Source organism: Capnocytophaga sp. oral taxon 323 (assembly GCF_001278825.1).
Lineage (GTDB): Bacteria > Bacteroidota > Bacteroidia > Flavobacteriales > Flavobacteriaceae > Capnocytophaga > Capnocytophaga ochracea.
Genome location: NZ_CP012589.1, coordinates 866,528 through 891,487 on the forward strand (window position 1 = coordinate 866,528; position 24,960 = coordinate 891,487).

Below are 24,960 nucleotides of genomic sequence, written 5' to 3' on the forward strand. Positions count from 1 at the left end.
TACTATGGTTTGATCTTAAAAATTTTATAACCTTTATAATTCCTTTGATATTTTTCAAATTGTCCTTTTCTCCAGTCAGCACCTCCAAATTTAAAATCATATATATTCATAGTTTTATGATTTACTACATCTAAAAAACCTCTATTGCCAAGTCCTAGAATCTTATTATTATTAAAATATTCTCCAAATCTTAGTCCTCTATCTCCATAAATATTTTGATATCTTTTTAAAAGAGTACTAGCTGCTTGATGTTTTAGAGTTCCTGTTACCCCATCATTTTTTGTAAAGGGGACAAAATCATCCGCAAAAATAGCTGATCTTTGCATCAATTTTTCTTCATAGATTATCCCATTCCAAGGATTAACACCTTTTTCTCTTGCATATTGAAATCCTTGCACAAATCCAGAAATAGTTCCTAAAGTTAAACCATATCCACTCCCTCTTAAGCCATCTTTAAAAGCTTGATCTACATCTCCATTCATTATATAAGAAGCTCCCCCTGAGACAACAAAACCAGAAGCTGCATTACTAGTACCACTTATCAATACATTTCTAAGGACAGGACTTGAAACATCTTTAAATATCTTTGAAGATATTCCCGAAAATTGACCTCCTATATAAGCAGTTCCAATTCCTATTCCTGTATCTATTATAGCACTTGTCCAATCAATATTACTCCACCCATTCTGCGAAACTTGTGTGGTGATATTATTTCCAAATCCTAATACAGCGCCACCCGCTAAAGGACCTCCATATAAACTAGCAGCTCCAGCTCCTACTCCTACCACAAAGTAACCAAGACCATTCCAAAAAGAAGTTACATTTCCTTGTATAGCATTTATGGTTAGATTTACAGCCCCTCCTACTAACATCACAATAACATCATCTATTACAAACCATTCTCCCGTAGGGTCAGTATAGAGTAGCGGGTTATTCAAGCAGTACCCATACCTGTTAAAGTTCTGCGTGTTAAAAGGGTCTTGTACATAATTGTCGGGTTGTAAGAAACGGTGTAAGGCTGGGTCGTACAACCGTCCGTTCATATGTACCAAGCCTACCGTTTGCAGGTGCTCGTGTCCCGTAAAGCCTCTATCTAATAAAGTTAAACCTTGTAACACTTTTCCTGCGCCGTCTTCTATTTTTATGGGTTGTCCCCAAGGGTCAAAATGACGTCTTTCTGCAATGTTGCCGTCCTCATCGGTGAGCATTACTATAGAGCCTAAGTAATCTCTATGTAAGTAATAGAGCTTTTGCGCTTCACCGTCCGAAATGAGTATCGCAGGGGCACTATAGGCATCACCTCCTAAGTAAAACACAAACTTGGTGCTGTTATCGGTTTTATTACATACGATTTCTGTACTACCGTCGTGGCTGTAGTGTTTTAGCAGTGGGCGTTTGGCTTTTTCTACTTCGGCATTACCGTAATAGCAGTGCGAACGTTCGCCAAAGGCGTTGTATTCATAGCTTATTCGCTCTTTATCCTTTACATATATCTGCTCTGGGGCTTTGAAAGCGTTATACCTTACAGTGGGTAGTGGGTATTTTTCTAAATACGTCTCACCTACTTCGTTGGTGGTGAGTTTTTGCTGTTGGTAGCCATTACGTGTGTATTCATAGGTACCTATGGCACTGTTTTCGGTAATGCGACCGCGTTCATCGTATTGGTGGGTGACATTACCCCAGCGGGTGAGGCGGTCGGTGGTATCATACGCAAATTCTTCTTTTTGGTTATAAAAACTATAAGTACGATGATTCAGCAGTCCTTTTTGCGTATTAAAATCGTATTGCAATACGTTCAGCGGAGTATCTTCCCGTTGTACAGTTTGTGTTTTAGGGAAATGACTGTTGTACTGCAAATGCTCTTGGGTCTTTCCTTTGTGAAGGCTCAGCGGTTGTCCGTATTCGTTACTTGCGCTCAGTTTCCAAAGGGTCGCTCCGCTTGGTGTTTTCATTTCTATGAGTTCCCCATTCTCATAGCGGTATTGCACGGCACTGCTCACACGTTTGCCTGCCGTTTGGGCGGTAGTGGTTTCTTGTTGTACACGTCCAAAGCTGTCGTAGGTGTAGTTTTTAGTAAATACCGCTTGGGGGTTGGTTTCGGTAGTTTGAACCAATTGTTTGAGTCCGTTATACTCATAGCGGTAACTGTCATTATTGCCATCTTTGTTTTGGTTGTCTATTTGGGTGAGCAATTTTTCGGCGTTATAGGTGTAGCGTATGTGCATATCGGTATAATCGCCTGTAATATGTTTTTCGGTGAGGCGGTCGGTACCTTGCCCATAGCTAAAGGTGGTCTTACCCTTAGGGGTAGTCTCTTCGGTAAGGTTGCCCCACGTATCGTATTGATAGGTATATCGCCCTGCCGAAGGGTCGGTAAGGCTCGTTTTGCGTCCCCATCCGTCTTGGGTTATCTTTTGTATGGCACCTCCATAGTCGGCTGTTTTCAGGCTACCATTGGCAAAGTAGGTATAGCGCACGGTACCTCCTGTGTCTTGGTGTTCTATAATGTTACCTTGGGCATCGCGTGTGCTTATCACTTGTTGCTGTCCGTCATCAGCGGTGGTTTTAAGTTTGTCGTAGGTAAAACGGGTTATTTTACCTTCGGGACTCGTAATAGTGGTAGGTCGCCCATACACATCGTATTCTGTCCTCTTCACCTTTTGAGAAGCACCTCTTGTGGGGTGAGGTGTGCTTACAGCTACTTGTTGCCCTATACCGTCGTACTCGTAGCTAACTGCATAGTGGTTGTTAAAAGCATCGTTGCTTTCTTTTTCTAACAACCAGCCTAAAGTGTTATAGCTCTCTGCACTGTAAGCGCCTTCTTCGTTCTCGGTAATGTTTTTAAAAATACCTCCGTCAAAGCTATAACGCATCGTGGTTTTCTTGCCTAAGAAATTCGTGGTTTGGGTAGGTCTACCCCAAAGGTCATAGGCATAAAGAGTACTTTGTCCCAGTGGAGTCGTTTCGCTTTCCAGCAGACCTCTATTGTTATAGCTAAACTTGGTTACCTGTCCTTCGTGGTCGGTATGAGCTGTTACAAAACGGTGGCTTGGGTCATAGGTATAGCGTTCGGTACGTTGTTGTCCGTCTTCAGCAGTAGCAGTTTGTTCAGTTACATTGCCGTACTCGTCATAACCATAAGAAGTAGTACGCCAACCCGTACCATTACCTTTGGTTTTATGGGTAGTGAGCAAACCTTTGTCATAAGCAAAAGTTTCAGCAGTGCTAAAACTATCGCCTGCCAAGGTGGTGGTAGTCTCTTTCTGTTGAGGTAAGCCTACAAAATACGGAACTTCGCTTTTAGGCAAATAGCTCACGCGCGTACTTTGGCTATAGCCGTCCGTTTGGGTACGTTGTTCCGTGAGGTTACCGTCCGCATCATAACTAAAATTATTGATAGTCGTTAGTCCCGAAAGTTTATCTTCAGTGGTCTGCTGAGTAAGTTGGAGCTTGAAGACCTTGTTAGGACTGAGGGCATCAGTATATTGGTAGGTGGTATGCTGAAAATAGGAGCGTACGCGTACAGGTTCATTATTTAATCCATAAGTATTATTTTCAATACTATATTCATCTAATACAGCTCCTCTCAAATAAGGACTTATTATTTTATGAGTATAAAGAAGCTGCTCTTTCCGTTTTTCGGGATCATACCAGTTAGTATTACCCATTGCTTGAAATCCTAAAAAACCTAATCCCTCAGCATGGCTAATACCATTATAGTAGTTAAATATACGTTGTACTTTAGGTATTCCACCCACCAAACGTTCTATTTTGCCTACTAAACGTATTTGTGATACATTTTCTAGGGGAGTGTAAGGATAAACAATATTGCTAGTGTTAGCATCGTAAGTAAAGAGTTCATCTCTAAAATGTTCATAAGAGTAGTCAATAGACATTGGTCGATAGGTTATATTTTGCTGTATACCTCCTAAATCTACCTGTCGTAATAACATATCTTCTTTGTTATTTTGCTTTAAAGTAAAAGTTTCTAATTTATTGTCTGCATAAAAAGAGATATTCATTTGCCTATCTCGTTCATCAGGAGATGAGAATATAGTATGTGGGATAACACCTTTTGATGACAGTTCTATCCTTTTGCCACTTATAAACGATACTGAATTATCGTTTTGTGAACTATTTACAAATGCAACAAAAGCTCCACTTCTATTATCTTCTTTATATTTATCAGGAACTATACTAGCATAGGTACTAATGATATCTGTTTTTCCATCATTATTAATATCAATAGGTATAAGCCTACCATAATGATAAACTTGATATCTTATATTTAGAAAATTTCCCCAAAAAGAATTATTAGCTTTCGTTACCTTTATTTCCGTTTCTGGCTCCTTATAAATAAAAGGAAATTCTTGCTCTAAAGGAAGTAACTCCTTTCCTGTATTAACAAGTAATATATAGTGAGTTGTATAATCACCAATAGGGATTAAAAAATCTTTTTTACCATCCCCATTATAGTCGCCTGCAATAGGAACTCTTTTTTTCGTATTTATCGAGGAATTATGATACTCATATAATAATTGTAATTGATAATTATTATCGATTTCATAAACAGATAAGCAACCATCAACAATATGTACGATATCATCTTTCCCATTACCTGTCACATCCATAGATAGAAAAACATTATCAAATCTTAAAGAATTATTGAGTCTACCTATTATCTTTATGTAATCTCTTTCCTTGCGCTTATCTAAATCAATAAAAAATACTCTATTTTCTGTATCTCTACGATCACAAACACATTCCCTTTTCATTATATGACATTTTTCATACATAAAAGGGTGTTCTATTCCTATAATATCCGTAAGTCCATTACCATCAAAATCACCCGAAATAAAATCAACCCATTTATTGACACTATACTTCATTTCGGGGATAGGGTTAGATGTTCCTCTATTGTCTAATATAGTTTGATAATATCCTCTTTCATCGGGATAAGACGTAAAATTGAACTTCCTCTCATATTGTTCATAAAGCATAGAACCTTTAGCACACACTTTAAAGGTCACTCCTTCATCTTGAACAGAATAAAGTACAATACCTTGACCTCTTAAAATATTCCCTGTCCCTCCTAATATTTTTGCGGGAAATATATCTTTAAATCCTTCAGGAATAATTGCCTTAGTAAATGAAGGCGTTTCCTTTTTTAAGTTATCAAAAATAAAAAGCTCCTTATATGCCTTTTCTCCTACAGTAGGATATATTATAAAGTCAGTGTAATTGTCTCCATCTATGTCTAAAGGTACAGTTACAGAATTTTGAAGGTTCACATTGAAATAAAGTGTAGATTTAGATGAAGTAAGACTAAAATTAGTCAAATCTTCTCGATTCTTAGCAGTATCCCAATATTTAAATTCTATTGGCAAGCGACTTTCTCCTCCCACTTTTTCCTGTACAGAAGTCAAGCGGTTATATTGCAAACCGTTTGTGTTATAACTGAGAATATAGCTTCTATAAGGAATATTATTATCAGTTACATTAATAGTTGATAATATTTTCCATTTATAAATTCCATACCTCCTACGTATGCTACTTCAGGACGTGTACGGTCGTCATAATTAAATTCAATCTTTGCATTATTACCGTATTCAATATGCTTAATACGAAGAGAATTATTTTCTATTGTATAAAAATATTCTATCCTTACTCCCTGTGCATTCTCCCAAGAACTTATCGCATATTCCATAGGCGATTGGCTATTGTTTTCCTTGCCATAATACGCCTTAGAGCCATCAGGGTAAAGTACCTCGAAGTAATCAGGTCCAAAAGCCACGTTCTTGCTCTTGCCCACTGCCTTAATACGTACTTGTGAGAAAGTTTCAGTCTCGTACACCGCTCCACTTTCGCCGTGTTTGCCTTCTTTCAGCATCAACCGTTGTCCGTCCAAAGCAAACTGGTCTGTTTCCGTAAGGTTTACCTCGGTAATCTTACCATTGTGATACATCGTGCTTCCTACTCTGCTTATCACCGAAAGCCCCGCTAAGTGCCAACCGTAACCCGCAATGCCGTTACCACTCTGGCTGTTGTAGGTCAGTGCCAACGTAGGAGCAACGCCCTTAATCCCTTGAGGTACCGCAATAGGCACGGTATACACTGCAGCTCCTGTGCCTGATACACTCAGTTCACCCGTAGTCAAGCCCACAGTATTACCCCCGCCATCTCGTGCTGCTATGTTCCCCGAAAGAAGAGCCGTTTCAGTAGGAGGGTCAACAGGCTCTGCGTAAAATGAAGTGCGTTCAATAGCCTGCAAAGGATAACTCTCTTGAGCTACACTGCCAAGAGTATAACAAACAGATAGTAATAATAACAACCTCTTCATATGCTTAATCGTTTATAACTTAACATTAATCATTAATATTATTTTTTCACCACCTTAAACACCTTCCTACTGCCGTCAGAAAACGTAGCTACCAAAAAGTAATACCCCACCGACCAAGTCGATACATTGATGTGAAAAGGCTCATTCGCAGGAATTTGGTCCGTCCTATACATCATCTTGCCGTCTACCGAAAACACAACAAGTTGCGTCAGCACTCCATTTTCACTGTGATGCCAATACACCGCCAAGTTATCAGTTACAGGGTTAGGGGCTCCTTGCAGAGTAATTTTAGAAGAATTATCAGCCTCTGAAGATTTCAAAGCCTCAGGCAGTTCATCAAAGAGCTCCTCGTCGGTAGCGTCGTCTTTGCCGTTGAGGCACAAAAGCGCACTGCGCTGGTTACCCGCGCTGTCGTACTGAAAACAGTACTCTTTTTGAGCATAGATACTAAGGGTACCTAAAAAGAAGATAAGATACTTTAGCATTGTCCAACAGGTTTTGGTTATATGACCGCAAAGGTCAGAACTTTTTTTGAATAATGCAAGTTTTTTTACGTTTTTTTTCACTTTACATTCTAATAGTAACGTTTCCCCTAATATATTAATCCTTTTGGATATCTCATCTCCCAGAGATTCTCAGCATCTCCCCAAGCCTCTCCTAGCTCCCCAAGCAAACCCACACCCCCATTTCCTCATTTCCACATTTCCTCATTTCCACATTTCCTCATTTCCTCATTTTCTCATTTCCTCATTTCCTCATTACTCCGCCCGTGCGGATCGCACCTAAAATCTTTATTCATAAAAAATGCCCCTAAAAGTTTAGATACTTTTAGGGGTATTTTATTCTTTTAATTAACATCTGCTCAATATAACAAATATTATTTTCTATTGCCTGCGGTGCTACAGCTTTCTGAGGGACAACATCATCTCCTTACATCAAACTTACATTAGTTTAATGGTATCTCGTGTCTAATTTTATATATTCTAAGAACTCCTTTCTTATCTCAGGGTCTTTGAATTTACCACCAAACTCAGCAGTAACCGTACTGCTATCAATATCTTCTATACCGCGAGAGTTCACACATAGGTGTTTGGCATCTATAATACAAGCCACATCTTCGGTACCGAGAGCGCGTTGCATCTCTTGTACTATTTGCATCGTAAGGCGTTCCTGCACTTGCGGACGTTTCGCATAATACTCTACAATACGATTCATCTTCGAAAGCCCTAACACTTTACCGTTAGAAATATAGCCCACGTGAGCACGCCCCACAATAGGTAACAAGTGGTGTTCACAAGTGGAATACACTACGATATTCTTCTCTACCAACATCTCACCATAATGGTAAGAGTTCTCGAAAGTAGACATCGAAGGTTTGCGCTCTGGTAATAAGCCTCCAAAAATCTCTTTTACAAACATCTTAGCTACACGTCTGGGAGTGCCTTTCAAACTATCATCGGTTAAATCCATTCCCAAAGTATGCAAAATAGCACGTACGTGAGTTTCTATTTCTGCTATCTTTTCGGTTTCACTCATCTGAAAAGCATCTGCTCTAAGTGGTGTAACTGCCGAAGTTGCTATATGGTTATCTCCTAATATATCTTCTTCTTGATTCTTATTCATTGTTCTTTATCTTATGAAAGTGCAAAAGTACTAATTATTACTCAAAGCTTAAAACTTTTTTGTGTTTTACATCTTGGTTGGTAATTGCCAAACGTATCACTTCTTCCATATCCGTTACATAATGAAAAGTAAGTCCTTTAAGGTATTCTTGTTTGATTTCCAAGATATCTTTCTCGTTGTCTTTGCACAAAATATATTCTTTAATACCTGCGCGTTTCCCTGCCAAAATCTTCTCTTTGAGTCCACCTACCGGTAGTACCTTTCCACGCAAAGTAATCTCTCCGGTCATTGCCAAGTGTTTTTTCACTCTCTTTTGAGTAAAGAGCGACATTAGTGAGGTAAGCATCGCAATACCCGCACTCGGACCATCTTTAGGAGTTGCCCCTTCAGGTACGTGTATATGCACATCGTAACTATCAAAGAGTTTCACATTGAGGTTATAGCGCTCAGCATTGGCTTTTAGGTATTCCAAAGCAATAGTAGCCGATTCTTTCATCACCTGACCTAAATTACCTGTGATATTAAGCACCCCCTTACCTTTCGATAAGGCAGATTCTATAAACAGAATATCTCCTCCTACACTCGTCCACGCCAATCCAGTAACTACGCCAGCTACCTCGTTATCTTCGTATTTATCGAGTTCTAAGCGGGCAGGTCCCAATATTTTTTCTATGGTCTCTATGGTAAGTTTAGGGTCGTAGGCTTCTTCCATTGCTAAGTTTTTAGCTCCGTAGCGTACTACTTTCGCTATTTCTTTTTCCAAAGCGCGTACTCCCGATTCGCGGGTATAACCTTCCACAATACGTTCTATTTCCTTTTTGCCTAATTGCAAGTCGGTAGTTTTCATACCGTGTTCTTTGAGTTGCTTAGGTAATAAGTGGCGTTTAGCTATCTCGGTCTTTTCCTCTATGGTATAACCCGTTACGTTGATGAGTTCCATACGGTCTAGCAAAGCAGGCTGTATGGTCGAAAGGTCGTTCGCAGTAGCGATGAACATCACCTTAGAAAGGTCGTAACCCATCTCGAGGAAGTTGTCGTAAAACTCTTTATTTTGCTCAGGGTCGAGCACTTCTAGCATAGCCGAAGAAGGATCGCCTTGGTAACTATTGTTTCCTAATTTATCTATCTCATCTAATACAAATACAGGATTAGAGGTCTTAGCTTTTTTAAGCTGTTGCAAAATACGCCCCGGCATTGCCCCGATATAGGTTTTACGGTGACCTCGTATCTCAGCCTCATCGTGCAAACCTCCTAACGACATACGCACGTACTCACGGCTCAAAGCCTTGGCAATAGAGCGTCCTAAGGAGGTCTTCCCTACCCCAGGAGGTCCATAGAAGCACAAGATAGGTGATTTCATATCATTACGGAGTTTAAGCACCGCCAAATACTCTATGATACGGCGTTTCACCTCTTCTAATCCGTAGTGTTCCTTATCAAGAATTTTCTGAGCGCGTTTTAGGTCAAAGTTGTCTTTAGAATACTCATTCCAAGGCAATTCCAATAATACTTCTAAGTAATTACGCTGAATGCCATAATCTGGACTATTAGGATTGGTACGTTGCAATTTGCTCAGTTCCTTTTCAAAGAGCTCTTTTATCTTGTCGTCCCACTTCTTGGTTTTAGCTTTCTTTTTCAGCTCTTCCATCTCTTGCTCGTACGACACGCCTCCTAATTCTTCCTGAATAGTACGCATCTGCTGGTGCAAGAAGTATTCACGCTGTTGCTGGTCGATATCAATACGCGTTTTCGACTGTACTTCGTTACGCAAGGTAAGGCGTTGCAAGTCGATATTCAAATATTTTAAGATAGCCGTAGCGCGCTCTTTTAGTTCATCAATCTCCAATACGCCTTGCTTTTCCAAAACGGTAGCATTCATATTGGACGATATAAAGTTAATCAGGAACGATGTGCTCTCTATATTCCTAATAGCAAAAGCCGCTTCCGAAGGGATATTTGGATTTTCTTGTACAATCTTGATAGAGAGGTCTTTCACAGCTTCAATAGTCGCTTCAAACTCCTTATCGTTCGCATCGGGTTTCACATCCGGCATCTCTTTTATCATCGCTTTGATGTACGGCTTTTCTTCTACAATACTCTCTATCTCGAAGCGCTTTTTACCTTGAATGATAATAGTTACATTGCCGTCAGGCATTTTCAAAACTCTGAGAATACGGGCTACCGTACCAAAACGAAAGAGGTCTTTGCCCTCGGGTATTTCGGTCTTCTCGTCTAATTGAGCTACAACACCAATAGTCTTAGTAGTAGCATATGCCTCGTTGATAAGGTGAATAGACGCATCTCTCCCCGCACTGATAGGCACTACTACTCCTGGAAATAGCACAGTGTTTTTCAAGGGAAGAATAGGTAACACGTGTGGTATGCGTTCGCGTTCTATCTCTTCTTCATCTTCCAAAGTAAGAAGCGGAATGAATTCTGTATCTTCGTCTATATGTTCAGCCAAAAGGCTGTCAAAATTTCCTATATTCATATTTAGATCGTTACTATATGCCATTTTGTCAGTAGTCACTTGTCTATATAAATATTCTCATTATATCTATACAGTTTAAAATCAATTTCTTATATACTACAAAATGTACATTGCTTCCTATGTATTACAATAGGTGTGCCATAAAAATTACCTCCTTCTTACTTTCTTCTTTACTCCGTCTTTACCGTCACACTCCCCCCTATTGTCTATGGTCTAAGACCTAGTGCCTCTTCCTCTTTCTTTCGTCTCGAAACCCCGTTTTTAACATTTTTAGCGTTGTTGTATGATATTATGAATCAACTATTTATATACCCTTCCTATACCAATCGTCCAAGATTCGTATAAGCTTCCTATAAGCTCTCTATAAGCTAACCACACCCTCCTTACAGCCTTTTTTCACCAAAATTCTTCTCAGCTCTCTTCCGTTCTCCTCCGATATCTTCCGTCTCCTCCTAACCGCCCCAACACATCGCTTTTTCATCTCAAACTTTGCCAAAGTTAATAGCCCGTGCGGCTCGCACCTCATTTGCTCATTTCCTCATTTGCTAATTGTGGCTCGTACTACCCTACTTCATCATAAAACTCCTCTCTAAGTTTTCACGATGGTTAGGGTGCGCTATTGCAATCAATGCCTTAGCCCTTTCACATAAATTCTTGCCAAAGAGCTCAGCCACACCATATTCAGTAACGATATACTGCACGTGAGCACGAGTGGTTACCACACCTGCCCCTTGTTTAAGAAAAGGCACAATCTTGCTCTCTCCTTTGTTTGTGGTCGAAGGAAACGCAATGATTGATTTACCTCCTTCACTAAGCATTGCACCTCTTACAAAGTCTATCTGTCCACCAAATCCTGAATAAATAGTCGTTCCAATAGAATCAGCACACACCTGCCCCGTAAGATCCACCTCTATTGCTGAATTGATAGATATCATTTTCGGGTTCTGACGTATCACCGACACCTCATTAGTGTACGAAGCTTCAGCTATTTCCACTGATGGGTTCTTGTCAATAAAATCATATAACTCTTGTGTACCCATCACAAACGAAGCTATAATCTTGCCTTTGTCTATCTTCTTTTCATAACCATTAATTACGCCCTTTTTCACCAAATCAAGCACTCCTTCTGTGAGCAGTTCTGTATGAATACCTAAGTTTTTTAGGTGTCCCATCTCTCCCAAAGTAGCATTAGGAATGTTACCAATACCCAATTGCAATGTACTACCGTCCTCAATAAGAGGCACAATATGTCGGGCTATTTGTTTTTCAATAGTATCAGGTTCTGTAAGATGCAATGAGAAGATAGGAGCATCGTGTTCTACTAAGAAGTCTATTTCATCAATATGTAGAAGGGCGTCACCGTAAGTACGAGGCATTTGCTTGTTTACTTTTGCAATCACATATTTTGCATTGCGTATCGCCGATTTACAAGCCTCTACACTCACACCCATAGAACAAAAACCAAACTTATCAGGAGGCGATACTTGTATAAGCACTACATCTACTTTAACGTGCTTCCTATCAAATAATAAAGGCATATCACTTAAAAAAATAGGGGTATAGGAACCATTCCCATTTTTCATAATATCTCGCACATTCCTCGACAGAAAAAAAGAATTTACATAAAAGCTATCCTTGTATTTAGGGTCAGCATAAGGAGCGTCTCCCTCAATGTGAATATGCCCTATACTTACATTGCGTAGTTCTGGTGCACGCTCTACAAGAGCATCTACAAGTATTTCAGGTACAGCAGCGCCTCCGTGAATATAAACAAAGTCACCACTCTTTACAACCTTTAAGGCTTCTTGAGCAGTCGTAATTTTTGCCATTTAAAATAATATTAGTTAATGGCTCAAAAGTACTACATTAAATCCAATTGGCAAAATAATTAGTAATATAATTTTTTTTAGTACCTTTGTCCCCAATTTTAAAAACGAAGTATTATGTATCCACCTGAATTGGTTAAACCAATGATAGAAGAACTAACAGCGGTTGGTTTTGAAGAATTAAAAACAGCTGAGGCTGTAAGAGAAGCATTGAAAAGAGCAGGTACTACCCTCGTAGTAGTAAACTCTGTATGCGGTTGTGCTGCCCGTAATGCGCGCCCTGCAGTAATCTACAGCTTGCAAAACGCTAAGAAACCCGACCATCTTACCACTGTTTTTGCTGGGGTCGATAGAGAGGCTACTGAAGAAGCTCGTAACTTTATGCTTCCTTTTCCTCCCTCCTCTCCTAGTATAGCTCTGTTTAAAGATGGTGAATTAGTGCATATGTTGGAACGCCATCACATCGAAGGTAGAATGGCTGAAGCTATCGCTGAAAATCTCCAACAAGCCTATAATGAATTTTGTTAATCAATTTTCATTTCTAAAAAATCCTTTTGTGATATCTTTGGTATCACAAAAGGATTTTTTAATACTGATTAGGAATACGCTCTGCCCCTTCAATAATAAAGTCGGTTAAGCGTTGTAAGTAGATATTAATTTGCGGGTCAGTTACATTAAACAGCAATACAATTACCAGTTGCTCATTTGGGTATACTGATAGCCAACCGTAACCTCCCACTCCCATTCCTGTGTGTCCAAAATAATCACGTCCGTTCCAGTCTCGCTGGTTTTGCCAACATATACCATAACTCACCTCAGTATCATCAAAAGTACATTGCTTTTTTAGCATCTCGTTTTCTATAGGCTGAGAAAGAAAATTATGGCGCTCTATAGCAATTCCCATTTTAGCAATATCGTTAGAGGTAGAAAGAAAGCCTCCTCCTGCCAGCTTAAAGTAGTTATTCACATCAGGAGCTTTGGTGAGTCCTCCTTTTTTAGACCTTGAATAAGGTGTAGCCTCATCTTTAATTATTTTCCCTCTATCAGGGAAAGTGCGCCACATATTCAAAGGCTTAAACACTTCCTCTTTAGCCACATTCTCAAACTTCTCATTCAAACACTTTTCTATAGCCAATGAAATCAAATTTATACCGTAGCTACTATACAAAAACTTTGTTCCTGGTGCCGACTGTAATATGTCATCTTTAAATAAATTCACTCCCTGTTCAATACTGTAAGCTTTATTTAAAGTATATTCATTAGCCCTATAAGTGCGTATGCCTGCTAAGTGTCCGGCAAGTTGTTTCACGGTAAAATCAAAAGGCTTTTGCGGGTAATCAGGTATATATTCATAAATTGAAGTATTCCAGTCAAACTTCTTTTGCTCTTGCAGTCTAGCCAGTACCATTCCTGTAATAGCTTTCGACATACTCGCTACCCTAAACAGCGTATTCTTAGGGTCAATAGTTGTCTTTTTAGTAATATCAGCATATCCATAACCTCTTTGCCATATTATTTTTCCTTGTTTGGCTACAGTTACAGAGGCTCCTGGTATAATTTGTTCTTGTATTAGGTATTGTAATATTTTCTCAGCTTCAGTACGTGCATCGTCAAACGAGATTACTTCAGAAGGATTTCTTTTAAATACATCTACATCTTGAAGCTTCTTTTGTGCAAATAATGAATTAAAAAATGAAATAATAGTGCTAAACAAAACAATAAGTATTAGTTTTTTCATAAATTATTAACAAATGCTATTTTTTCATTATTTCAGCTACCTTCTCCCCTATTTTAGCAGGCGAATCTACTACGTGAACACCACATTCGCGTAAAATACGTTTTTTAGCTTCAGCAGTATCATCAGCACCTCCTACTATAGCCCCGGCGTGTCCCATTGTTCTTCCTTTAGGAGCTGTTTCACCTGCTATAAAACTAACTACAGGCTTTTTATTGCCATTGGCTTTTATCCATCGGGCTGCTTCTGGCTCTAACTGTCCACCTATTTCACCTATCATCACAATACAATGAGTTTCTGGGTCATTCATCAATAATTCTACAGCCTCCTTAGTAGTAGTACCAATAATAGGGTCTCCTCCAATACCAATAGCTGTGGTAATCCCTAATCCTTGTCTTACAATTTGGTCAGCTGCCTCATAGGTAAGTGTCCCTGATTTCGAAACTATCCCCACGTGTCCTTTCTTAAAGATAAAACCTGGCATAATACCTACTTTTGCTTCTTCAGACGTAATCACTCCCGGACAGTTAGGACCTACCAAGCGGCAATCTCTATTCTTTATGTAGGCTGCTACTTTCACCATATCAGCTACCGGAATCCCTTCTGTAATAGTAATAATTACTTTTATCCCTGCATCAGCAGCTTCCATAATAGCATCAGCAGCAAAAGCGGGTGGCACGAAAATAATAGATACATCAGCTCCTGTTGCCTTCACAGCATCAGCTACCGTGTTAAACACTGGCTTCCCTAAATGTGTTTGCCCTCCTTTATTAGGGGTAATTCCTCCTACCACATTAGTGCCATATGCAATCATTTGTTCAGCGTGAAAAGTACCTTCGCTTCCTGTGAAACCTTGTACTATTACTTTTGAATTCTTATTAACTAATACACTCATTGCAATTATTTTTTTTGTTTTCTTATAGCAAAGATAAATAAAACTTCTATACTTTCAAAATCTTTCGTAAAGAAATCGATTATTATTTTACCTTCTTCTTTTTATTACATTAATTATCAATCTATTGCATTATTACTTTTTTCATCTATTCCTATAACAAAAAAGGGCTACCCACATAGGCAACCCTTTTGTAATATGCTGTCCTCAACACTCGTTATGCGAGCATTGTTACAGGATTCTCAATATAAGCTTTGAGTGTTTGTAAGAATTGAGCTCCAGTAGCCCCGTCGATAGTACGGTGGTCGCAAGCAAGAGTTACTTGCATAGTGTGACCTACTACTATTTGTCCGTTTTTCACTACAGGTTTCTCAACAATAGCTCCTACTGAAAGAATAGCAGAGTTAGGCTGATTGATGATAGAAGTAAATACATCTACCCCAAACATACCCAAGTTAGACACGGTGAAAGTGCTTCCTTCCATTTCGGCAGGAGTAAGTTTCTTGTTGCGTGCCTTACCAGCCAAGTCTTTTACCAAGGCGCCTATTTGAGTAAGCGTTAAAGTATCCGTAAACTTGATAACAGGTACTACCAAGCCATCTTCAATAGCCACAGCCACCCCTACATTCACGTGCTTGTTGTAAAGGGTTGTATCGCCTTTCCAAGAAGTATTTACTTGAGGGTGTTTTTTAAGTGCCATTGCGCAGGCTTTCACTACCATATCGTTGAAAGATATTTTGGTGTCTGGCAAATTGTTGATTTGAGCGCGAGATTCCATCGCGTTATCCATATCAATTTCTATTGCCAAATAGTAGTGAGGTGCAGTGAATTTAGACTCTGCCAAACGTTTCGCAATCGTTTTGCGCATTTGTGAGTTTTTCACCTCTTCAGTTACTTCCACTCCCACAGGAATTACAGTTGGGATAGCTGCGCTAGCAGTTGCAGGTGTAGCCGTAGTAGTCGTAGCAACCTTAGCACTTGGTGTAAAGTTTTCTACGTCTTTCTTCACAATACGTCCATTTTCACCTGTCCCTTTCACCTCAGTAAGGTTAATACCTTTATCTTGTGCTATTTTCTTAGCCAAAGGAGAAGCAAATACGCGGTCGTTTGCATTAGCTACCGAAGTAGTAGCTGATGTGGCTGTTTCAGCCGGTTTGCTTTCAGCCTTAGGAGTTGCAGGAGCCGAAGTTGAAGCTCCGCCAGCTTTCACGGCTGCCAAAACTGCGTTCACATCAGTACCCGCAGGGCCTATAATCGCCAATAATGAATCTACTGCTGCACTTTCTCCTTCTTTTAAACCTATATACAATAAAGTACCTGAATAAAATGATTCAAACTCCATTGTAGCCTTATCGGTTTCAATTTCAGCTAAGATATCACCTTCTTTTACAGTATCACCTACCTTTTTGAGCCAAGAAGCCACAGTACCTTCCGTCATTGTATCACTGAGTCGAGGCATTGTTACCACTTCTACTCCTGCTGGTATAGTAGCACCAGCAACAGGAGCCGTAGTTACCTCAGCAACAGGTTTTGCTTCTTCAGCTTTAGGAGCCGATGCTTGAGCTCCTCCAGCTATAAGTGCCGAAATATCTTCACCCTCTTTACCTATGATAGCCAATAAGGTATCTACTTTAGCACTTTCTCCTTCTTTTAAACCTATATACAATAAGGTTCCTGTATGGAATGATTCAAATTCCATCGTAGCTTTATCCGTCTCGATTTCTGCTAAGATATCGCCTTCATTTACTTTATCGCCTACTTTTTTAAGCCACTTTGCTACAACACCCTCTTCCATAGTGTCGCTCAAGCGTGGCATAGTAATAATTTCTGCCATTTATGTTGTTATATTTAATTAGTGTTTCCTTTTTTATTATAATCTACTGGGCAAGAAAGGGTAATTTTCTTGGTCGTAAACCACATCATACATAATATGTGTTTCTGGATAAGGTGATTCTTCTGCAAATTTCTCACACTCAGCCACACGTTCTTTCACACGTTCGTCGATAGCTTCTAACTCAGCATCGGTAGCATATTTCTTCTCTTTGATAACCGCAAGTACATTGGTGATTGGGTCTTGTTTTTTGTACTCTTCCACCTCTTCTTTAGTACGGTAGTGTTGCGCATCCGACATTGAGTGTCCACGATAACGATAAGTACGAATGTCAAGCAAAGTGGGACCTTCTCCACGGCGAGCGCGTTCTACTGCTTCATACACCGCTTCGGCTACTGTTTCAGGGTGCATACCATCTACGGGTTGGCAAGGCATTTGGTAACCCAACCCGAGTTTCCAAATATCCACGTGGTTAGCAGTTCTTTCCACCGATGTACCCATTGCGTAGTGATTGTTTTCTACAATAAAAACCACAGGCAATTTCCACAACATAGCCATATTCATTGTTTCGTGAAAAGCTCCTTGACGCACCGCACCATCACCCATAAAGGTAAGTGTAACCGCCTCTCTATTGAAGTACTTATCGGCAAAAGCCAAACCAGCACCCAATGCAATCTGTCCTCCTACGATACCGTGACCACCATAGAAGTGATGTTCTTTCGAAAAGATGTGCATAGAGCCTCCTAAACCGTGAGAAGTACCTGTACCTTTACCGTACAATTCAGCCATAATACGTTTAGGGTCTACGCCCAAACCTATAGGGTGTACGTGGCAACGGTAAGAAGTAATCATTTTGTCTTTGGTAGGGTCTATAGCGTGCAAACAACCTGCAGCTACCGCTTCTTGACCGTTGTATAGGTGCAAGAACCCCCTTACTTTTTGTTGAATATAAACTGCAGCGAGTTTATCTTCAAATTTCCTCCAAAAAAGCATATCCTCGTACCATTTTAGGTACACTTCTTTATCAAATTTTTTCATTGGTTTTTTGATGTATATAAAAGTCTATTAGTATTCTTACAATAGTATATTTTCTATTATGTTCCGCTATGAGTCCCTCTTAAATTGACTCTTCCTTTGTTTATCCTTCGTCTTTCCTTTATCTGCCCGTGCGGCTCGCACCGTCTTCTGTTCGTCTTCTGTTCGTCTTTTGTTCGTCTTTTGTTCGTCTTTTGTTCGTCTTTTGTTCGTCTTTTGTTCGTCTTTTGTTCGTCTTTCGTTTGTCTTTCCTTTATCTGCTTGTGCGGCTCGCACTATCTGCCTGTGCGGCTCGTACTATCTGCCTGTGCGGCTCGCACTATCTACCCGTGTGGCTCGCACCGTTATTAACTTGGTATTATCGGCATTTCTAGCATTATGGTATTAAACTTTTCAGCTTTTACCTCTTAGCTTTCTGAGCAGTTTTAAATCACTTTCTAAAAATATTTGCAAAGGTGCAAAAAAAATATCACCTAACCAAAAAATATTCAAAAAAAATTTTATACCTTTGTCCCATTAATTCAAATTTTAAATGTAATGAAGATAAAATTAACTTCCGCACTTTTGTTATTGATAACGATTATTTCGTGTAAATCAACTACAAACAATCAAGGAGAGAGTACTGCTAATTATGAGGTAATTCCACTACCCGAAATGATTACCACTCCCCAAGCTGATGCCGATAAACCTTTCGTGCTTACGGCTGATACCAAAATCACCTATCCAGAAGGTGATGCTTCTTTACAGCAGTACGCTGGATTCTTGCAAGAGTATATCAAAAAACAAGCAGGAATTGAAGTGAATATCGCTCCTAATCAAAACAATGAGACCAACACTATTGCCTTGTTGCAAAATTACCAAAACAACAACAAAGAGGCTTACCAAGTAGTGGTGAATGCAAAGAACATTACTGTAAATGGAGCTTCTAAAGCGGGTACTTTCTATGGAGTACAACTCTTGAGAAAATCCATTCCGGTACAAAAAGTAGACAAAGTCATCTTCCCTGCTAAAGAAATAACCGATAAACCCTATTTCGCATATCGTGGTGCACATTTAGATAGTGCCCGTCACTTTTTTACTGCCGACTCTGTGCGCATTTATATCGATATGTTAGCACTCCACAATATCAATAAATTCCACTGGCATCTCACCGATGATCAAGGTTGGCGTTTTGAATCTAAAAAATACCCCGAACTTACTGTGGTAGGAAGCACTCGTAGCCAAACTATGGTAAACAAACAGTGGGACACCTTCGATGGTAAACCTCACGGAGGCTTCTATACTCAGCAAGAAATGAAAGACATTGTAAAATATGCCGCCGACCGCAATATTACCGTTATTCCTGAGATAGACCTCCCAGGTCATATGGTCGCTGCTTTGGCTACTTATCCACAATTAGGCTGTACAGGAGGTCCTTATAAAGTAAGAGAAACTTGGGGCATAGCCGAAGATGTACTTTGTGCTGGCAACCCCGAAACTTATGATTTCATTAAAAATATATTAGAAGAAGTAACTGAAGTATTCCCTTCAGAATATATCCATATAGGAGGTGACGAATGTCCTAAAGATAGCTGGAAGAAATGCCCTAAATGCCAAGCTAAGATAAAAGAGTTAGGTATTAAAGGTGATGCTAAACACACAGCCGAAGAATACTTACAAAGTCACATAATTACATTCGCTGAAGATGTATTAGCTAAAAAAGGTCGCAAAATCATTGGTTGGGACGAAATCCTTGAAGGAGGTTTAGCTCCTAATGCTACTGTAATGTCTTGGAGAGGTATCGGGGGCGCTATAGAAGCAGCTAAGTCTAATCACGATGCTATTATGACCCCTGTTTCTTATTGCTACTTCGACTATTATCAAACAGATAAAACCGATAAAGAACCTCTTGCTATTGGTGGTTATGTACCGGTAGAACGTGTTTACTCTTTCAATCCTTACCCCGATGCACTTAATAAAGAGCAACAAAAACACATCTTAGGAGTACAAGCCAATGTTTGGACAGAGTATATCAAGACTTTCAAACACGTACAATATATGGTATTGCCTCGTTTTGCAGCCTTAGCCGAAGTACAATGGGAAGACCCTGCAAAACCTAAAGACTACAACCAGTTTTTACAACGCTTAATGCGCTTACTTCCTATCTACCAGTTAGAAGGTTATAACTATGCTAAACACATATTCGACCTTCGTGCCGAGGTAAAACCTGAGGTAGGTGATATACAAGTAACATTCTCTTGTTTACAAGATACACCTATCTATTACACTACCGATGGGAGTGAACCTACTAAAAGTTCTAACGTGTATAAAGAACCTTTAAAACTCACCCAAGATACCCATCTAAAAGCTAAAGTATTCGGTCAAGAAACCGAAAGTAGCTTCAAACAACAGTTCCTTTTCAACAAAGCAACCGTACGCCCTATTGAGTTCCTCAGTAAACCTAGTTACAACTATACTTTTGGGGGCGCTATTACCTTAGTTGATGGTAGAAAAGGGGGTACTAATTCACGCTCTGGAGAATGGTTAGGTTTTAGTGAAGCACCTTGTGAAGTGGTGATTACCCTAAAAGAAAATACTCCTGTAAAAGAAGTGCGCTTCAATGCTCTTATTGAAACAGGTGATTGGATTTACCCTCCAACCAGCTTTGAAGTATCGGGGTCTAAAGACGGTAAAAGTTATGATTTACTCGCTAAAGAAAACTATGCGCTTCCTAAGGAACCTCTCAAAGAAATAAAAACTTACTCTCTTTCTTTCCCTGAAAAAGAAGTAACCTATCTAAAAGTGAAAATAAATGGAGTAAACAAAATTCCTTCTTTCCATCAAGGAGCAGCTGGTAAACCTGGCTTCCTCTTCATCGATGAAATTCAAGTATTGTAATAGGCTTACATAACAATAAACAAAAAGCTATCTAATAGTTCTTATTAGATAGCTTTTTTATATCTCAATATGGGGGTATTTCTTCTTAAAAACCTCTATTTTCTGTCGTAATTGTATTTGAAACTGCTGATAATTCTCTGTTTTAGGGTTAAACGGACGATGTTGCAACCCTTTCTGTATGGCATCTACTTGTTTCATATCTGTCTGAGTAGCCTTATCTATATAGGTTTCTACTAAGCGTTCCCAGATATAGTCTATAGCCATTTCCGATGGGTGTACCATATCATTAGCGTAAAAGCGGTAATCGCGAAGTTCATCTAAAAGCAACTCATAGGATGGAAAATAGGTGCACACCCCCGATGAAAGTACCGAATAAAGTGCTACCAACAAATGTGCTTTGCTCACTTGGTTTTCTAAAAAACCATCTTTCAAGTGTCGTACAGGCGAAATAGTAAAAACACATTGCAAGTCTTTATTCACCTTCTTCAACAGTGCTATAATATGGGTAAGGCTCTCCCCTATCTCTTCTACTGATAATAGTCGTTTTGAGAAGTGTTGTTGAGGCACTTTATGACAATTTGCCACTATCTTATCAGTACTGTTATAGATGTATACCCAAGCTGTACCAAGAGTGATAAAACAGAAATCGGCTTTTTGTAGTGTGTTATAAAGTGCTGTTTGTTGTATATTGGCAAGATGAACAGCTTCCTCTAAATTCGGTTTACTCATATCCGAATGAAAATCGAAACTGTGCCAAAGTTCATTGTACAAAAAGAAATCTTCAACCTCATAAGGAGTGTGTTCTATTGCTCTGCTAAGCACATTTTCAATAGCTAAGGGGTGAAAAAGTATCCCAAAAGGGTTTACCGTAACAGGAATTTTATAATAACTAAACCTTTGTGCCATATTCACAGCAAAGCAAGAACCTATACTCAGTATCTGCGAGTGATAAGTAATCCTTTTAGTAGTCTTGAGTATAGGCACAATTGTTCTAAATTCCATAACGATAAAATAATTAAACGTTGCTCCTTTCTAAATCCAACAGAAATTGCTTCCTCTCAATTCCACTAGCATAGCCTGTAAGTGTCCCGTCCGAACCTATAACACGATGACAAGGAATAACGATTGAAATACGGTTTTTCCCATTGGCATTAGCAACAGCTCTCACGCCTTTGGGATTCCCCACAGCCGTAGCCTGTTCTTTATACGACCGCACTTCCCCATACGGAATAGTTTGTAACACTTTCCATACTTCCTCTTGAAAAGAAGTCCCCACCAAAGCCAGCGGCAGACTAAACTCTTTACGCTTTTTGGTAAAGTACTCTTTCAATTGTTTCTCCAACTCCGATAACAACAAACTATCCTCAGCTACTTGTGTTGCCCCGTAATGCTTTACGAGTATTTCTTGGTCTTTAAGCCAGTTTTTACTATCAACAAAGTCAAGCATACAAATTGCCTCATCAGTAGCTATGGCAAGCATCTCACCTATGGGGGTGTTAATTCTTTTTTTGTATAGTTTCACCATTTTGTTCTTCTTCATTGATAGCTTCTGTGTTATTAGGGTCGTATTCCGTTTCTTCTAAATCTTTAGACTTTTTGCCTAAACCTATTTTAGGGTTTTCTTGTGTTCCCGTTACTTTTATGGGAATTCCAATAATCCCCAAGGGTGGCAAGCCCAAACGCATCTTAAAGTTCAATCTACCGTCAAAGCTACTCTGCCCTTCTATACGTGGTCTAAACCCTGAAACCTTAAACTTAAACCGCTCTACCGTGATAAGATTATTCTTTATACTACTCTTGATGTCAATAGTCGAAAGATTAGCATCTCTCAGTCCGTCTGTACCTGTTCTATCACTGATAACATTAAAAAGCTTAAACCCTTTTAGTTGAACGTTCTTCACCGATAGCACTCCTCCTCCTTTTATTGAAGGATAAATAGGTGACATCTCATCATCTAGCTTCCCTTCTACGGCGTAATCCAACGAAATAATACCTTTGGCATCTTTTGCCATTGCCACCATTTCTCTGAACATCTTCACTTCTTTGTAGGCTCTTTGCACGTCAAAGTCTTTAGCTTTAATCTTAAAACTAAAATTAGCGCGTTTAGGCGTTTCATCTGCGTATTTAGCATCTATTTGTGTAGAAACTCCTATAATATTAAAACTGACGTTTTGCAGAGCTAAGGTTCCTCTATTAAGCTGAGTATTACCTCTCAAATTGTGAATAGTAAGTCCTTGTAAAGCTACATTTTTAAGATTGGCATTTAAATTAAAATTAAAGAGCTTAGGTACAATCACCACCCCTTTTTCAGTTGGAGTATCATTGGTAACCGTTGCTTCCTTTGCTTCTTTTGTCTCTTGAGCAGGGACAGAAGTATACATAAACTCATCTACATCAAGATAATTAGAGCTTACCGTAAAGTTTCCTTTCAGCACTTGGTTGTTTGATAGGAAGAAGTTAATAGCGTTGCTCATCCGTCCGTTCATCAAAAAGTCCGATTTCCCATAGGTAGCACGGAAGTCGGTAAAGTGCATATTGTCTTGATTGAAGTGAAAGACTCCTTGCTGAATGATAAACGGTTTAGGTAAGTATTCTGTAGTGGTTTTGATATTACGCAGTTCTATCACTCCCTTATTGTGCAAAAGATGATAACGCCCGTTAGTGGCATCGCTCTGAGTGCCTTGTAAGGTAAGGTCGGCTTTGGCATAACCTTCTAATTCCAAACCTTTTTGTGAGAATACTTTATAAATTTTAGCTATGTCTAACTCTCCTTTGGCTTGTATATCATATCGGATATCGTCGAAATTCTCCATCGATAAATTCACCGTAAAAGGCTTTCCTTCAAACAAGAACGTCGCAGGAGACACATTTACTGCCAAAGTTTTCATCGAGCCATCAGTGTTCTCAATATTCCCTTTGAAGTGAATATCAGTAACCGGATTGGGGTAGTAGGGCGTCTTTACATAACCATCGGAGAACTCCAAAAGCCCTTTCGTGATAGGGAACAATCGTTGTTCAGGAGCATAAGTACCCTTACTCTTCACGTTTGCCAAGAGCATTCCTTTCAGTTGGAAGTCCTTCATATCCATCAAGTGCATCACATTCTCCACATTGATGTTTGCTCTCACTTTAGCATCAATTACAGGAGGCTTTATCCCATCAAGACTTACAATGCCCGAGAAGTACTCCTTACCTATATCAAAGTAAACCGAATCGAGCTTTACTGCCACTTTATCTACGTTCAGCGAAGGCAATCTCGTTTCTATATTCAAGTACACATTCTCAGCCGGAGCTGGTACTCCCTTATAGCCTACATAACCATCTCTTACTTTCATTTTTAGATAAATATCGGGACTCAAATTCTGTGAGGCTATATATTGCCCTTTCATCGAAAAGAACACATCGGTCTTTCCTTTAAGAGTGGCTTTCTTATGCCATTGTGTAAATTGGGGAGGCAAGGCGGTAAAGAAGTCGTCAAGATTGCTATCCTTAGATTCTATTTCCAAGTCAATGTCATATCCATTGCTCAAAAAATCCAACTTCCCTTTAAAATCCACAGGCAATCGGTTTATCTTTAAGTTGTTTTGCTGAAAGATAAAAGCTAGTGAATTAGTATTAATCTGGGTAATTAGCTCTGCGTTTACGTGTTTGTTCTTAAAGTAGGTTTCCCCTGCAAAAAGAAAATCCAATGATTGTATTTCTGCTTTGGTACGCAAATCGAAGATAGAAGCCTCTAAGCCTCCTTTTCCTAAGTAATTAAAACCATTGGCTTGAAGGTAAATCTCTGTCGATTTATCATCGTATATCAGTCGGGTATTTCTCAGCTCAATACGTTGTAAATTCACCCGTGTATCATCACTCTCCGAGGTGCTTTCTTCTCCCGATGATTTGTAAACGTTGTAATTAGCCTCGCCTTGTTTGTTTACTTTTATATGCACAAAAGCATTTTTAAGGTATATCTCCTCTATGTCTATCTTCTTAGAGAACAACAAATCCTTTACATCTATCCCCAAAGAAATTTGCTTTACTGCCACAAGCGTATCATTCTCATAGGGTTTAGAGCCCTTCATCAAGAAGTTATCAAGGTTAAGCGTAAGCGATGGAAAATGGGTAAAGAAAGATAACTTAGCTTTAGAAAAGTTGATTTCTCCGTTCAGATTATCATTGGCAAGCTTCTTAACTTTCTCAGTTACGTACTCAGGGTACACCATTGGAAAAATGACAATGAATGCCAATAGCAATGCTATCAGCACTCCCAATATCTTTAAGCTTTTGAGGATATACTTCTTCATCAAAACAATAAAAGCCTA

Annotated in this window: 16 protein-coding genes; 2 read left to right on the forward strand and 14 right to left on the reverse strand. The window is 39.3% G+C overall.

Annotated elements, in window-relative coordinates:
- Positions 1–2: 2 nt before the first annotated feature.
- From AM608_RS11510 to AM608_RS03870, 6 genes are all read right to left on the reverse strand, one after another.
- The gene (locus AM608_RS11510; RefSeq protein ID WP_157466245.1) at positions 3–5,405 is read right to left on the reverse strand and encodes an RHS repeat-associated core domain-containing protein; all 5,403 of its coding nucleotides are present in this window, start codon (positions 5,403–5,405) and stop codon (positions 3–5) included.
- An 89-nt stretch (positions 5,406–5,494) separates the two neighbouring features.
- Complete coding sequence (locus AM608_RS03845; RefSeq protein WP_053580824.1) at positions 5,495–6,340, reverse strand: SpvB/TcaC N-terminal domain-containing protein; 846 nt, start codon at positions 6,338–6,340, stop codon at positions 5,495–5,497.
- 38 nt (positions 6,341–6,378) lie between these two features.
- Positions 6,379–6,825, reverse strand: a complete 447-nt coding sequence (locus AM608_RS03850) for a T9SS type A sorting domain-containing protein (protein WP_053580825.1) — start codon at positions 6,823–6,825, stop codon at positions 6,379–6,381.
- Between the two features lie 466 nt (positions 6,826–7,291).
- Positions 7,292–7,963 carry a GTP cyclohydrolase I FolE gene (gene folE / locus AM608_RS03855; protein ID WP_053580826.1) on the reverse strand — a complete coding sequence of 224 codons (672 nt, stop codon included), beginning with the start codon at positions 7,961–7,963 and terminating at the stop codon, positions 7,292–7,294.
- 37 nt (positions 7,964–8,000) lie between these two features.
- Positions 8,001–10,454, reverse strand: a complete 2,454-nt coding sequence (lon, locus tag AM608_RS03860) for an endopeptidase La (protein WP_053581829.1) — start codon at positions 10,452–10,454, stop codon at positions 8,001–8,003.
- 566 nt (positions 10,455–11,020) lie between these two features.
- Positions 11,021–12,283, reverse strand: coding sequence for an acetyl-CoA hydrolase/transferase family protein (locus tag AM608_RS03870; RefSeq protein WP_053580828.1), 1,263 nt, complete (start codon positions 12,281–12,283; stop codon positions 11,021–11,023).
- A gap of 114 nt (positions 12,284–12,397) precedes the next feature.
- On the opposite strand from AM608_RS03870, the gene AM608_RS03875 reads away from it, so the two are divergent.
- Positions 12,398–12,808 (forward strand): BrxA/BrxB family bacilliredoxin, encoded by a 411-nt coding sequence (locus AM608_RS03875; RefSeq protein ID WP_009410210.1) that lies wholly within the window; start codon positions 12,398–12,400, stop codon positions 12,806–12,808.
- Positions 12,809–12,866: 58 nt separating this feature from the next.
- Here AM608_RS03875 and AM608_RS03880 read toward each other — a convergent pair whose 3' ends face one another.
- From AM608_RS03880 to AM608_RS12045, 5 genes are all read right to left on the reverse strand, one after another.
- Positions 12,867–14,018 carry a serine hydrolase gene (locus AM608_RS03880; protein WP_009410209.1) on the reverse strand — a complete coding sequence of 384 codons (1,152 nt, stop codon included), beginning with the start codon at positions 14,016–14,018 and terminating at the stop codon, positions 12,867–12,869.
- Between the two features lie 16 nt (positions 14,019–14,034).
- A complete protein-coding gene (gene sucD / locus AM608_RS03885) occupies positions 14,035–14,910 on the reverse strand; it encodes a succinate--CoA ligase subunit alpha (RefSeq protein WP_053580829.1) in 876 nt (291 codons plus the stop codon).
- A gap of 214 nt (positions 14,911–15,124) precedes the next feature.
- Complete coding sequence (locus AM608_RS03890) at positions 15,125–16,741, reverse strand: pyruvate dehydrogenase complex dihydrolipoamide acetyltransferase (protein ID WP_053580830.1); 1,617 nt, start codon at positions 16,739–16,741, stop codon at positions 15,125–15,127.
- Between the two features lie 36 nt (positions 16,742–16,777).
- On the reverse strand, positions 16,778–17,776 hold the full coding sequence (pdhA, locus tag AM608_RS03895; RefSeq protein WP_002672792.1) for a pyruvate dehydrogenase (acetyl-transferring) E1 component subunit alpha: 999 nt from the start codon (positions 17,774–17,776) through the stop codon (positions 16,778–16,780).
- Between the two features lie 66 nt (positions 17,777–17,842).
- Entirely contained in the window at positions 17,843–18,049 is a 207-nt protein-coding gene (locus AM608_RS12045; RefSeq protein WP_157466247.1) for a hypothetical protein, read from the reverse strand.
- A 261-nt stretch (positions 18,050–18,310) separates the two neighbouring features.
- Here AM608_RS12045 and AM608_RS03905 point away from each other — a divergent pair, with 261 nt between their 5' ends.
- A complete protein-coding gene (locus AM608_RS03905; RefSeq protein WP_053580831.1) occupies positions 18,311–20,650 on the forward strand; it encodes a beta-N-acetylhexosaminidase in 2,340 nt (779 codons plus the stop codon).
- Between the two features lie 57 nt (positions 20,651–20,707).
- Here the strand turns inward: AM608_RS03905 and AM608_RS03910 are convergent, their stop codons facing one another.
- Genes AM608_RS03910 through AM608_RS03920 form a run of 3 tightly spaced genes read right to left on the reverse strand, consistent with a single transcriptional unit; the run spans position 20,708 to position 24,942 of the window.
- The gene (locus tag AM608_RS03910) at positions 20,708–21,652 is read right to left on the reverse strand and encodes a GSCFA domain-containing protein (protein ID WP_053580832.1); all 945 of its coding nucleotides are present in this window, start codon (positions 21,650–21,652) and stop codon (positions 20,708–20,710) included.
- 13 nt (positions 21,653–21,665) lie between these two features.
- A complete protein-coding gene (locus AM608_RS03915; RefSeq protein ID WP_082150277.1) occupies positions 21,666–22,190 on the reverse strand; it encodes a methylated-DNA--[protein]-cysteine S-methyltransferase in 525 nt (174 codons plus the stop codon).
- Positions 22,147–24,942 (reverse strand): AsmA family protein, encoded by a 2,796-nt coding sequence (locus AM608_RS03920; protein ID WP_053580833.1) that lies wholly within the window; start codon positions 24,940–24,942, stop codon positions 22,147–22,149. The genes AM608_RS03915 and AM608_RS03920 overlap by 44 nt, the downstream gene beginning before the upstream one ends.
- Positions 24,943–24,960 lie beyond the last annotated feature (18 nt).